13 protein-coding genes are annotated in these 12,893 nt (G+C 56.4%); 8 read left to right on the plus strand and 5 right to left on the minus strand.

Features of this window, described 5'->3' with window-relative positions; all coding sequences use genetic code 11:
- Positions 1-38: 38 nt before the first annotated feature.
- Positions 39-1,727, minus strand: a complete 1,689-nt coding sequence (gene narQ, locus CRO19_RS14665) for a nitrate/nitrite two-component system sensor histidine kinase NarQ (protein ID WP_097096476.1) — start codon at positions 1,725-1,727, stop codon at positions 39-41.
- 241 nt (positions 1,728-1,968) lie between these two features.
- Between narQ and CRO19_RS14670 the strand changes: the two genes are divergently transcribed.
- The 8 genes from CRO19_RS14670 (at position 1,969) to nudK (ending at position 9,192) form a co-directional block, all read left to right on the plus strand.
- Positions 1,969-2,241: a YdgH/BhsA/McbA-like domain containing protein gene (locus CRO19_RS14670; RefSeq protein WP_097096477.1), complete on the plus strand. Its 273-nt coding sequence runs from the start codon at positions 1,969-1,971 to the stop codon at positions 2,239-2,241.
- A gap of 278 nt (positions 2,242-2,519) precedes the next feature.
- A complete protein-coding gene (gene ansP / locus CRO19_RS14675) occupies positions 2,520-4,022 on the plus strand; it encodes an L-asparagine permease (protein ID WP_097096478.1) in 1,503 nt (500 codons plus the stop codon).
- A gap of 162 nt (positions 4,023-4,184) precedes the next feature.
- The gene (napF, locus tag CRO19_RS14680) at positions 4,185-4,655 is read left to right on the plus strand and encodes a ferredoxin-type protein NapF (protein ID WP_097096479.1); all 471 of its coding nucleotides are present in this window, start codon (positions 4,185-4,187) and stop codon (positions 4,653-4,655) included.
- Positions 4,645-4,923 carry a chaperone NapD gene (locus CRO19_RS14685; protein ID WP_097096480.1) on the plus strand — a complete coding sequence of 93 codons (279 nt, stop codon included), beginning with the start codon at positions 4,645-4,647 and terminating at the stop codon, positions 4,921-4,923. Before napF ends, CRO19_RS14685 begins: the two co-directional genes overlap by 11 nt.
- Positions 4,920-7,406 (plus strand): nitrate reductase catalytic subunit NapA, encoded by a 2,487-nt coding sequence (gene napA / locus CRO19_RS14690; protein WP_097096481.1) that lies wholly within the window; start codon positions 4,920-4,922, stop codon positions 7,404-7,406. Before CRO19_RS14685 ends, napA begins: the two co-directional genes overlap by 4 nt.
- Before the next feature lie 11 nt (positions 7,407-7,417).
- Positions 7,418-7,849 carry a nitrate reductase cytochrome c-type subunit gene (gene napB, locus CRO19_RS14695; RefSeq protein WP_097096482.1) on the plus strand — a complete coding sequence of 144 codons (432 nt, stop codon included), beginning with the start codon at positions 7,418-7,420 and terminating at the stop codon, positions 7,847-7,849.
- A gap of 7 nt (positions 7,850-7,856) precedes the next feature.
- The gene (gene napC / locus CRO19_RS14700) at positions 7,857-8,441 is read left to right on the plus strand and encodes a cytochrome c-type protein NapC (protein WP_097096483.1); all 585 of its coding nucleotides are present in this window, start codon (positions 7,857-7,859) and stop codon (positions 8,439-8,441) included.
- Positions 8,442-8,613: 172 nt separating this feature from the next.
- A complete protein-coding gene (gene nudK / locus CRO19_RS14705) occupies positions 8,614-9,192 on the plus strand; it encodes a GDP-mannose pyrophosphatase NudK (RefSeq protein WP_097096484.1) in 579 nt (192 codons plus the stop codon).
- A gap of 95 nt (positions 9,193-9,287) precedes the next feature.
- Here nudK and CRO19_RS14710 read toward each other — a convergent pair whose 3' ends face one another.
- Genes CRO19_RS14710 through CRO19_RS14725 form a run of 4 tightly spaced genes read right to left on the minus strand, consistent with a single transcriptional unit; the run spans position 9,288 to position 12,881 of the window.
- Positions 9,288-10,250, minus strand: a complete 963-nt coding sequence (locus CRO19_RS14710) for a ribokinase (RefSeq protein ID WP_097096485.1) — start codon at positions 10,248-10,250, stop codon at positions 9,288-9,290.
- A complete protein-coding gene (gene alsK / locus CRO19_RS14715) occupies positions 10,250-11,143 on the minus strand; it encodes an allose kinase (protein WP_097096486.1) in 894 nt (297 codons plus the stop codon). Before alsK ends, CRO19_RS14710 begins: the two co-directional genes overlap by 1 nt.
- Positions 11,140-11,832, minus strand: coding sequence for a D-allulose 6-phosphate 3-epimerase (alsE, locus tag CRO19_RS14720; protein ID WP_097096487.1), 693 nt, complete (start codon positions 11,830-11,832; stop codon positions 11,140-11,142). Before alsE ends, alsK begins: the two co-directional genes overlap by 4 nt.
- Positions 11,832-12,881, minus strand: a complete 1,050-nt coding sequence (locus CRO19_RS14725) for an ABC transporter permease (protein ID WP_097096488.1) — start codon at positions 12,879-12,881, stop codon at positions 11,832-11,834. The genes alsE and CRO19_RS14725 overlap by 1 nt, the downstream gene beginning before the upstream one ends.
- Between the last annotated feature and the right edge of the window lie 12 nt (positions 12,882-12,893).

A 12,893-nucleotide genomic window follows, 5' to 3' on the forward strand; every position in this document is an offset into this window, starting at 1 on the left:
TTGTAGGGTCGCCATGCATGGCGATCTCATGCTCATTGTTAACTCAGCCGGTGCGCTGGACGCGGCGGAAAACGCAGCGTGACGCGCGTACCTTGCGTCTGCGGGGTGATCGATAGCGTACCGGAAAGCCGTGCGGCGCGTTCTGCCATGATGGTCAGGCCGTAATGTCCCGGCGGCTCTTCAAGGCTAGGAATGCCGCAGCCATCGTCATCAATAGTCAGCAGGTGGTCCTCATCAGCGACACGCTGGTAGCGAATATGAATATTCTGCGCCTGTGCGTGGCGAATAGCATTCAACAGCGCTTCGCGTGCAATCTGCAGCACATGCACCTGCTGCTGGGCATCGAGCATTTGCAGACCGGGTTGATAATCGAACTCGATTACCGCCTGCGACTGCTCTTGCAGCGGTGCGATCATCGCCTGCATCGCCTGAACCAAATCCGCTTGTTCAATAGTCAGACGGAAGGTGGTGAGCAGCTCGCGCAGTTGCTGATAAGCTTCTGACAACGCGCGATCAAAATCGGCAATAATCGCCTGCGCCTGGGGCTGAGTGCCATCAACATTACGTCGCAGCAGCGCCAGCTGGATGCGCAGGAAGGAGAGCGATTGGGCCAGCGAGTCGTGTAATTCGCGCGCGATGGTGGCGCGTTCTTCTATTAACAGCATCTGTTGATACTGTTTTTGCGTCTGCCAGATCCACAGCGCACGAGCCAGCATATTCGCCAGGCTCTGCATTAACTCGTCGGCCGGGGGGGCGCGGCGAGTTTGCCAGCGCAATTCACCTAAGGTCTGATCTTCCTGCATTAAGGCGAGACGCTGCCAGCTGAGGTCGTCCGCCGCCACACCCGCCTGAAACTCAATACCTTCGCTGGTAATTTGCAGCACCGTCAGCGCTTCACGGCGCTGCACCAGCCGTAGCAAACCCTGAAACAGTTCTGGATTGGGTGGGCTACTGGTGAGGATTTGTGAGCTTTCATATAACAGTGACAGCGTGCGGTTGGCCTGAGTGAGATCTTCGGTTTTCTCCCGCACCGCGCACTCCAGCAGGCGATAGTGGGAATGCAGGCGTTCCGCCATGGTAGTAAATGCCTGCGCCAGTACGCCAAGTTCATTTGGCTGTTCCACCGGCAGGGCGGGAAAGGTGAAATTCGCCTGCTCGACAGAGTGGCTGGCGGTCACTAGCGTATTGAGAGGACGCACCACATTGCGGCGAATAAAACGAATCGTCGATAGCGCCAGCGCGACAATAGCTAAAAAGCCAAACAAACTACTGGCCGCCACCAGGTGCATTTTCAGTTCGGCGTAATGCTGCACCGCCAGCACAAAACGGTCGATTTCGCTGACATAGCCAGCGACATGTTGCTGATAAACTTGTGCACGTTCAGGCTGCAGCGTTTGTTGCAACATCGGCCAGCTATCCCGCAGATAACGATAGCGACTGCTGACTTCCAGCGGTACCCACGGGCGTTCCAGATGTTGTAATGCCGGGGATTCCAGCGTTTGCTGGTAGAGCGCCATGTGATGTGCCAATTGTTGCGGATCGCGCGCGCTATCCCATGCGAGACGATAAATCTGCATACGCAGCGAACCGGCAACATTTACGGCTTCAGCATCGCGCAGGCTGCTGGAGAGCGTCATCAGCGCCAGTCCGGAGGTCAACAGCGACAGCAGCACAATCATGCCCAATGCGCGGGCAATAGTGCGAGTAACGGGACGTTTCACAATCACAATAATAACCCTTTTAAGAGCGGGGGATTATAGGGCAGCAGCGCAGTGACGGCGAGGTTGATTTCGACACATCAGGTTACTTTTAGCAGAGAAAACCATTTCTCTTTACCTTTCCCTGGATAATCCGCGCTTAGCTGGCGAATTATTAAACGCCTTTACCCCATGCTCAACCTGGTTTTCATTCCCTGCGTGATAATGAGTTTCGTAACGCTTAACCAATGGAAGACAACCGGAGCATCTCATGAAGACACGTTATGCCATTCTGACCGCCGCACTGCTGGCCACCGCCAGTTTCTCGACGCTGGCGGCTGAGCCGTTAAGTGCCGCGCAAGCGCAAAACCTGCAAAGCGCAGGCACCGTTTCTATAAGCGGTGTGCGCGGTTCGCTGGATGATGCAACGCGCCATCTGTCGCAAAAAGCGCAAGAGCAGGGTGCCAGCAGCTATCGCGTTATTGGCCTGCAAACCCCAGGTGATTCAAGCCTGTGGAGCGGTACCGCAGAGATTTACCGTTAATTCCCTCCAGTAGTTATCCCTGTAGCCATCCCTTTACCGGTCAGCCCTCTGGCCGGTTTTTTTGTGCACCGCGACGGATTATTACAATTCAACTCGTGCAGCCTGGCGGTATTTTTTGCTTCGTTCTTGCAGAACGGGTAGGATTCATCGCCGTAAATTCCCGCCCCGCCACGTGACATCGTTCCGCCGCTGTGGCACCGGGTTTTACCCCATTTCGCACCGCCATACGCAATCGTTTGGTTAGGCGGTGATTGATGGTCAGGACAAACAGGATAGCTATGAAATCAATTAAAAAAACCGCAGCCGAACAACGCGCTGCGAAAAGACGCTGGCTCAACTCCCACGACAGCGGTTACCACAAAGCGATGGGTAACCGTCAGGTACAGATGATCGCCATCGGCGGTGCCATCGGTACCGGTCTGTTCCTCGGTGCTGGCGCGCGCCTGCAAATGGCCGGTCCAGCACTGGCATTGGTTTATCTGGTGTGCGGTATATTCTCCTTCTTTATCCTCCGTGCGTTGGGCGAGTTGGTATTGCATCGTCCTTCCAGCGGCAGTTTTGTCTCTTATGCGCGTGAATTCCTTGGGGAAAAAGCGTCTTACGTGGCAGGCTGGATGTACTTCGTAAACTGGGCAATGACCGGTATCGTCGATATCACCGCGGTCGCGCTGTATATGCACTATTGGGGCGCGTTTGGCGATGTGCCGCAGTGGGTGTTTGCCCTTGGCGCATTGGCGATTGTCGGTACCATGAACATGATCGGCGTGAAGTGGTTTGCCGAGATGGAGTTCTGGTTCGCACTGGTGAAAGTGCTGGCTATCGTGGTGTTCCTGATCGTGGGTGTGGTGTTCCTCGGTACCGGTAAACCGCTGGACGGCAACACCACCGGTTTCCATCTGATCACCGATAACGGCGGCTTCTTCCCGCATGGCTTGCTGCCCGCGCTGGTGCTGGTGCAGGGCGTGGTATTCGCTTTCGCCTCAATTGAGCTGGTGGGGACCGCGGCGGGAGAGTGTAAAGACCCGAAAACCATGCTGCCGAAAGCCATCAACAGCGTGATCTGGCGTATCGGCCTGTTCTACGTCGGTTCAGTCGTGCTGCTAGTGCTGCTGCTGCCGTGGAATGCCTACCAGGCGGGGCAAAGTCCGTTTGTAACGTTCTTCTCCAAGCTGGGCGTGCCTTATATCGGAAGCGTGATGAACATTGTGGTGCTGAGCGCCGCACTGTCGAGCCTGAACTCGGGCCTCTATTCCACCGGACGTATTCTGCGCTCCATGTCGATGGGCGGTTCTGCGCCACAGTTTATGTCGAAGATGAGTAAGCAGCAGGTACCGTTCGCCGGCATCCTGGTGACCATCGCCGTCTACGTCATCGGCGTGGTGCTGAACTATTACGTCCCTTCACAGGTATTTGAAATCGTTCTGAACGTGGCATCACTCGGCATCATCTCGTCGTGGGGCTTCATCGTGGTGTGCCAGATGCGTCTGCGCAAAGCGATTAAAGAGGGCAAAGCGGAGGACGTCAGCTTCAAGCTGCCCTGGGCGCCGTTCACCTCGTGGCTAACGCTGCTGTTTCTTGTGAGCGTTTTAGTGCTGATGGCGTTCGATTATCCCAACGGCACGTACACCATTGCCTCGATTCCACTGATTGCCGTGGTGCTGATCCTTGGCTGGTTTGGCGTGCGTAAACGCGTCAATGCCGAAGCCATGAAAGAGCATGAACATCATGCTGACGATCAGGATGATGCACCGCATAAGCTGGCGGACGATAACGCGCGTTAACGTTAGCGATTCTCATCTCCGGGGGCCTTTTGGCCCCCGTTTTTATTTCAATTCCCCTTCACTTGATCCGACGTCGGGATTTACACCTTTCGGGTGATATAGCCCTCATTAATGTCAGGCTATTTTACGCACCATCTCTTTCTCCCCGTTTAAGGTGAACCGATGGCGTTGTCGCGACGCGAACTTTTTACCGGGCAGCGCGTAGCGCCTGCTGACGGCATCCCTTTACCCTGGTGGCGGGGGGAGAGCGGTTGTGATGGCTGTGGCAAATGCGTTACGGCCTGCGAAACGCAGATCGTCCGGCTTAGCCGCGGAGAAATACCCCAGCTCGATTTTCGACAGGGCGAATGTACTTTTTGCGGCGCCTGCGCCGAAGCCTGCCCACAGCCGCTGTTCCATGCCCGTGAAACGGAGCCCTTTTCACAGCGCATTCGCATTGATAACCGCTGCATCACTTTTCTTGGCGTCAACTGCCGCAGTTGCCAGGAGAGCTGCGAACAGCAAGCGATTCGTTTCCACCTGATGCCCAACGGTGTCGCACAGCCTGAAACCCTGCCGCAGCATTGCACCGGCTGTGGCGCCTGCATTGCGCCTTGCCCGGTTTCAGCCACAGGATTACACCATGAACCATGAAAAAAGTTGGCACGTCTGCGGCCTGGTGATTCAGGCGCGGCCTGCGTCCATACCTGCCGTAAAAGACGCGCTGCTGGCCTTTGCAGATTGTGACATCGCGGCCGAAGACGCTGCGCGCGGCACCCTGGCCGTCACGCTCGGTGCGGCAGATAGCGCCGCCCTGCTACGCAATATTGAAGAGAGCCGCAACATTCCCGATGTGTTGGCGGTATCGCTGGTTTATCACCAGCAAGACGAAATTGAAGAACCTTGTAAGGAAGCATCATGAGCATAAGTCGTCGTGATTTTATGAAGGCCAATGCTGCGGCTGCAGCTGCAACGGCTGCAGGACTCACTATTCCCACCGTCACTAAAGCCGCGACCTCGCTGGTATCGCCGATTCGCTGGGAAAAAGCACCGTGCCGCTTCTGCGGTACCGGCTGTGGCGTGCTGGTTGGCACCCAGGATGGCCGTGTGGTGGCCTCACAGGGCGACCCGCAGGCAGAAGTGAATCGTGGATTAAACTGCATCAAAGGCTATTTTCTGCCGAAGATCATGTATGGAAAAGATCGTCTGACTCAGCCGCTACTGCGCATGACCGACGGTAAATTTGCTAAAGACGGCGAATTCACCCCGGTGAGCTGGGATCAAGCCTTCGATATTATGGAAGAGAAGTTCAAAGCGGCGCTGAAAGCCAACGGCCCGGATTCGGTCGGCATGTTCGGGTCTGGCCAGTGGACGGTATGGGAAGGCTATGCGGCGTCCAAGCTGATGAAAGCCGGTTTCCGCACCAACAATCTCGATCCGAATGCGCGTCACTGCATGGCATCGGCGGTGGTGGGCTTTATGCGCACCTTCGGCATGGACGAGCCGATGGGGTGCTATGACGACATTGAGCAGGCCGATGCTTTCGTGCTGTGGGGCTCCAACATGGCGGAGATGCACCCGATTCTCTGGTCGCGCATCACCGCACGCCGTCTGAGCAGTGACAATGTCAAAGTCGCGGTCTTGTCGACATACCGTCATCGCAGCTTCGAGCTGGCTGATAACGGTATGGTATTCACGCCCCAGAGCGATCTGGCGATCCTCAACTTCATTGCCAACTACATTATTAAGAACAACAAGGTCGATAAGACCTTCCTGCAGAATCACGTCACGCTGCGTAAAGGCGTCACCGATATCGGTTACGGTTTACGTCCAACCGATCCGCGTCAGGCCTCGGCGAAAAATCCCGACAGCGGCGAATCGACGCCGATGAGCTTTGATGAGTTTGCCAAATTCGTCTCGGAATACACGGTAGAAAAAGCCAGTGCCATGAGCGGCGTTGAGCAGGATCAGCTGATCGCGCTGGCTGAGCTGTACGCCGATCCGAAAGTCAACGTGGTGTCGTACTGGACCATGGGCTTCAACCAGCATACGCGCGGCGTGTGGGCGAACAACCTGTGTTACAACCTGCACTTGCTAACCGGCAAAATCTCGCGTCCGGGCACCGGTCCATTCTCGCTCACCGGCCAGCCGTCGGCGTGCGGTACGGCACGTGAGGTGGGCACCTTCTCACACCGTTTACCGGCTGACATGGTGGTCAACAATGACAAACACCGCGCCACGGCGGAGAAATTGTGGAAGCTGCCGCAGGGCACCGTACCGGCCAAAATCGGTTTGCATGCGGTAGCGCAGGATCGCGCGCTAAAAGATGGCAAGCTCAACGCTTATTGGGTGATGTGTAACAATAATATGCAGGCCGGGCCAAACCTGACGCAGGAGCGTATGCCAGGCTGGCGTGATGAGCGCAACTTTATCGTGGTCTCCGATCCTTACCCAACCGTGAGCGCGCTGTCAGCCGATCTGATTCTGCCAACCGCCATGTGGGTGGAGAAAGAGGGCGCCTACGGCAACGCCGAGCGTCGTACGCAATTCTGGCATCAGCAGGTGAAAGCGCCGGGCGAGGCGAAATCCGACCTATGGCAGCTGGTGAATTTCTCCAAACGTTTCAAGGTTGCTGAAGTCTGGCCGCAAGCGCTGATCGCGCAGAATCCAGAACTGCATGATAAAACGCTGTTTGACGTGCTGTACGCCAACGGCCAGGTCAATCAGTTCCCGCTGAGCGAAGTGGCGGATGACCAGCTGAATGATGAAGCGCGCGAGTTCGGCTTCTATATCCAGAAAGGTCTGTTCGAAGAGTATGCCAGCTTTGGTCGCGGCCACGGCCACGATCTCGCGCCGTTCGATGCTTACCATCAGGCGCGCGGTCTGCGCTGGCCGGTAGTGGATGGCAAAGAGACGCGCTGGCGCTATCGCGAAGGCTACGACAGCTATGTTAAAGCTGGCGAAGGCGTGCGTTTCTACGGTAAGCCGGATGGCAAAGCGACCATTTTCGCTCTGCCATATGAAGCCCCGGCGGAATCACCGGACGATGAGTACGATCTGTGGTTCTGTACCGGTCGCGTGTTGGAGCATTGGCACACCGGCACCATGACGCGCCGCGTGCCGGAGCTGCATCGTGCGGTGCCGCAGGCGTTGCTTTACATGCATCCGCTGGATGCTAAAGACCGCGATTTCCGTCGCGGTGAAAAAGTGCGCGTAATGTCACGTCGTGGTGAAACCCTTGCTACCGTCGAGACGCGTGGTCGTAATCAGCCGCCAAAAGGACTGGTGTTTATGCCGTTCTTCGATGCTGGCGTGCTGGCAAATAACGTCACGCTGGACGCTACCGATCCGCTGTCGAAGCAGACCGATTACAAAAAATGCGCCGTCAAGCTGGTTAAAATTTAAGGCAGGATGCAATGAAACCCTTAATCACATTCGTTACGTTGGCCGCCCTGATGCTGGGCGGCACGGTTTACGCTAATAACGGCGTCGATCTTAATCAGTCACCGGAAGTGACGGCCACGCAGCAGGGCACCATTCATCAGCCCAAAGAGCAGAGCCGTAAACCCCTCAACTACGTGAACCAGCCGCCGGTGATCCCGCATAGCGTGGATGGCTATCAGGTGACGAAAAACGTTAACCGCTGCCTGCAGTGCCACGGTACGCAGAGCTATCTCACCACCGGTGCGCCGCGCGTCAGTCCTACGCACTTCACCGATCGCGATGGCCAGGTCAGCAGCACCGTCTCGCCGCGTCGCTATTTCTGCCTGCAGTGTCACGTGCCGCAAACCGATGCCAAACCGGTGGTAGAAAACACCTTCAAACCGGCTGACGGCTTCGGTAAGTGAGGAATAAATGAAAGAGAAACTTCTGCGCATCTGGCGCTGGTGGCGACGTCCCAGCCGTCTGGCGCTGGGCACGCTGCTGATTGCGGGTTTTGCCGGCGGGATTATTTTCTGGGGCGGTTTCAATACCGCAATGGAGATGACCAACCGCGAGCAGTTCTGTATTGGCTGCCATGAAATGCGCAACAACGTCTATCAGGAATATATGCAGACGGTGCACTACAACAACCGCAGCGGCGTGCGTGCCACCTGTCCAGATTGCCACGTGCCGCACGAATGGGGCCCGAAAATGCTGCGTAAGCTGCAGGCGAGTAAAGAGGTGTATGCCAAGATTTTCGGCCTGATTGATACGCCGAAGAAGTTCGAGGAGCACCGTATTGAGCTGGCACGCAATGAGTGGCGCAGGATGCAAAACAATAATTCGCAGGAGTGTCGAAACTGTCACAACTTCGATTATATGGATTTCACCGCGCAGAAAACCGTGGCGGCGAAGATGCACAGCAAGGCCATTGAAGAGGGAAAAACCTGTATCGATTGCCACAAAGGCATTGCGCACCATTTGCCGGATATGAAAGAGCAACCGAACGGTTTTTAATGGGTAAACCGGTCGCCATGAATGGCGACCCTACATCGGGGTACGTCTCAACGTAGGGTCGCCATTTATGGCGACCTGGTTTTATCAAACGACCAACCTCACAATTCAGATAGTTTTCCCCGCCGCTTCGGCCTATTATCTCAGGCTCCCTCAAATGAGCAGTGGAGCGGCTATGTCGTTAAAGATCAACATCATCAAAGATAAGTTGCTATCAGAAAACTGGTTTGTGCTGCGCAACTACACCTACGAACTCACCCGCAACAATGGCGAAGTCGTACGCCATAAACGCGAAGTTTACGACCGCGGTAATGGTGCGACCATCCTGCTGTATAACACTGAAAAGAATAGCGTTCTGCTGGTACGTCAGTTCCGCATCGCCACCTATGTCAATGGCAATACCAGCGGCGAGCTGATTGAAACCTGTGCAGGATTACTGGATGACGATTCGCCGGAAGATTGCATTCGTAAAGAAGCGATTGAAGAGACCGGCTACCAGGTGGGGAAAGTAGAGAAGATTTTCGAAGCCTATATGTCACCGGGCGGCGTAACGGAACTGATTCACTTCTTTGCGGCAGAATATACCGATGCGCAGCGCGCCACGACAGGCGGCGGCGTTGAGGATGAGGAGATTACCGTGCTGGAGCTGAGTTTCCCGGAAGCGTTGATGATGGTGAAAGATGGCCGCATCCGCGACGGTAAAGCCATTATGCTGCTGCAGCACGCGCAGATCGCCGGTTGGTTGCAGGCGTAAATTTCGGCCAGGTCGCCATTCATGGCGACCTTACAGCGTGCGCGTTTTAATCGTAGGGTCGCCATTCATGGCGACCAAATCATTCACGCACGACATCAAACACACTCTCCCAACGTTTCCGGGACACATTCCGGATACGCCTGCAATCTTGCCAGCGCTTCGGCATACGAAGGCATTGAGTGCGCTGCACCAGAACGCTCCACGCACAGTGAAGCATAGGCCGCGGCAAACAGCGCCGCCTGTGTCAGTTCGTCACCGGAAGCCAGACGGGCCGCTAATGCACCATTAAACGCATCGCCCGCGCCGGTGGTATCCAGCGGCTGCGCCGGGAACAGGGGAATGCGCAGTGGTGCTTGGCCTGCAACCGACAGCAAGGCACCAGAGGTTCCCAGCGTGATGATCACCTGACGCGCGCCTTTGCGGTGCAGCACCTCTGCCGCGCGCTGCGCGCTGGCGAAGTCGGTCACTTTCACGCCGCTGAGCTGCATCGCTTCGGTGCTGTTCGGCGTTAGCAGATCCACTTTCGCCAGCAGCGCATCACTCACTTTCTGCCACGGTGCCGGATTCATAATCACAAAAGTGCCGCCAGCACAAGCGTTATCGATCATGCGCTGAATGGCGCTGAGGTTGTTCTCCAGCTGCACCAGCAAAATATCCGCGGCGGCAACGGTAGGCTGACAGCGCGTCACTTCGGCGGCGGTGACGGTAGTGTTGGCGCCAGGATAGACCGAAATCATGTTCTCAGCATCGTCACCCGCAACGTAAATCAGCGCGTTGCCGGTGGGTTTCTCTTTGCAGGTAAACAAGGTGATCGCATCGAAGCCGGTTTTTTCCAGATGGCGGCGGGCAAACATGCCGAAGTCGTCATTGCCAATTTTACCGATGTAGTGCACGCGAGCACCGGCACGCAATGCGGCCGTGGCCTGGTTCGCGCCTTTGCCGCCAGGCCCCATCATGCTGTTATGGGCGGTGAGCGATTCGCCGGGCATCGGGAAGCGGTTCATCACCGCCACCACATCGAGGTTAAACGAGCCAAACACACACACTTTTCCTTTCATCATGCACTCCTGAACAGACGTTCTGCAGCTAAACAGGCCCCGCGGCAACCGGTGTGGTCGGTGGATTGGCTAAACACGATCTTCAGGCCATCGCGTGTGGCGGGCGGTCGTAAATGCTGCTGAATCTGGCTACGCAATTGCGCCAGCGGGAAGTCAGCCATTGCCAACACACCGCCGCCAAGAATCAGGTATTCCGGATCGAGAATGTTCATCTCAGTAGCAATGAGTTGCGCCAGCCGCTGCACAAAGGCCTGCAATTCCGGATGGTCGCGGTGCTGGCTAAACAGCGCCGACATGCCGGTTTCTGGCACGTTAGCGGCCGCCCAGCGGCTCAGCCAATGGCCTGAGGTGACCGTTTCTGCGCAGCCGTGATTGCCACACGGGCAGGGCAGATCGTTACCGGCAATCGGCACATGGCCAAGTTCGCCAGCGCCACCGTGTTGACCGTGATAAAACTGGCCGTTGATCCATAAACTGTTGCCCATGCCAGTTCCAGGATACAAGCCCACGGCGTTGTCTGGCAGTTGCTCCAGCTGCAGCAAATCCCACATCATCAGATGGTTAACATCTTTATCCATCGCCACCGGCACGCCAAGGCGCGCGGCGAGCATGGCAGCAACGGGCTGACGATCCAGAGCCTGAATAAACGGCAGCGAAATCACCTGCTGACGATCGCGACTGAGAATGCCGGGTAAACCGAGCATCACGCCGCTGACCGGCTGCTGCTCTAAGGTTTCACTGATTAACTGACCCAATGCGGTTAACGCATCGGGCTGCTGCGCCCAGCTGGCCGTCGGCACCTTGCGGAAGCTCGACCATATGCGACCTTCTTCCATCAGTTGCAGACGTGTGCCGGTGCCGCCAATGTCGATACCGAGCCAGCGTTGTATCATGCCGACACCTGCGCCAATCCCTGAGCCTCATCAATGCTTTCGCGCATCATATTCCAGGCGGTTTCCAAATCGTCGTGAATATTGAACAGGCCAGACGTCCCGACAATCAGCACTTCGGCGCCCGCACCGACCAGCGTGTTATAGGTGCGGGTGTTGCAGGAACCGTCAATTTCAATCAGGTATTTATAGCCGTTGGCCTGCTTCAGCGCTTTCAGCTCCTGCACCTTCTGCACCATTTCCGGAATAAACGGCTGTCCGGCATAGCCAGGATCGACCGTCATCACGGTGATCTTGTCGACCAGGTGAATGTAGTGATGGATAAACGAAACCGGCGTAGCCGGGTTCAGCACCACGCCGACTTTCTTGCCGAAGCTGCGGATCAGATTGATCACGCGGAACGCATCGCGGTTGATGGTTTCGGCGTGCGGGCAGATGTAATCGGCGCCCGCTTTGGCAATCACTTCGATGAAATCGGTGGGCTGCTCGACCATCAAATGGACATCCAGCGCCACCTTGGTGAAGGGGCGGATCTGCTCAATAAAGAACGGCGACAGCGTGATATTTTTCACGTAGTGGCCATCCATAATATCGATATGAAGAAAGTCTGCGCGGGAGTCCAGCACGGCGAGCTGGTGCTTGATCTCCATCAGATTCATACACATCAACGACGGGGAGACTTGAATACGCATCATACTTCCTTTTTTTCGGTCAAAGGGTTAAGTGCCGCGGCCAGCTTGCTGAGTCTGACGGCACGATGTTCGTTAAAACGGGTTTTAAAGTGTTTGAAGGCCAGCACCACAATCAGCACCGCGCCCCACATCGCCAGGCTGACGTGCTGGCTGATATTCATCAGATTGAAACCGGTGGAGAGCACTTGCAGCGCGATCAGCGCCAGCACCACGCCGGTGACGCGGCCAAAACCGCCGTTGGGATCGGTGCCGCCAAGGATGATTGCCAGCACCGTCAGCAGCAGGTAAGCGTCGCCGTAGCCCATACGCGCCGAGTTAAAGCGCGCCATCATGATCAATCCGGCTAACACGCACAGCAGGCTGGAAATGACGTACACCAAAATCACCATACGATGGGTATTAATGCCGCTGAACCAGGTGGCGTTGATGTTGCTGCCGCCCATGTAGATGCATTTACCGGCGCGGGTTTTGCCGAGGAACAGCGCCAGCAGCGCGGCGGCAATCAGAAATACCCACAGCGGTAGCGGCACGCCGAGCAGCGTATTGGAACCCAGCGCCTGCACCACCGAAGGCATTCCACTGACGGCCGCCCCTTTGGTCAGCCAGATGCCGATACCGTTCAGCGTCATCATCGTGGCCAGCGTCACCAGAATCGGATGTGCGCCGATACGCGTCACCATCACACCGGTTATCACGCCGATCACCGCCGCAATCAACATTGCGCCGATGATCGCAATCACCAGCCACAGTAGCTGCATGCCGGTACCCGCATCGGCGGGCAGGGCGCTCATCAGCGTCCAGGCGATAAACAGCGCCGTCAGGTTGGCGGTGGCGATGATCGCCAGATTAAGCCCGCCGCTGAGAATGGCGATAAACATTGCCAGCGTTAGCAGGCCGAGTTCAGGCAGCTGGAATGCCATACTCATAAAGGTTGAATCGGTGAGAAAGCGCCCCGGCAACATCACGGTGAACAGCGCCAGCGCCAGTGCAATCAGCAGCATCAGGCCGATATTGGTGCCGTCCGGACGCAGAGCAGAGAGTGATTTCATATTTTGCCCCTT

It is taken from the genome of Candidatus Pantoea floridensis, from assembly GCF_900215435.1.
GTDB lineage: Bacteria > Pseudomonadota > Gammaproteobacteria > Enterobacterales > Enterobacteriaceae > Pantoea > Pantoea floridensis.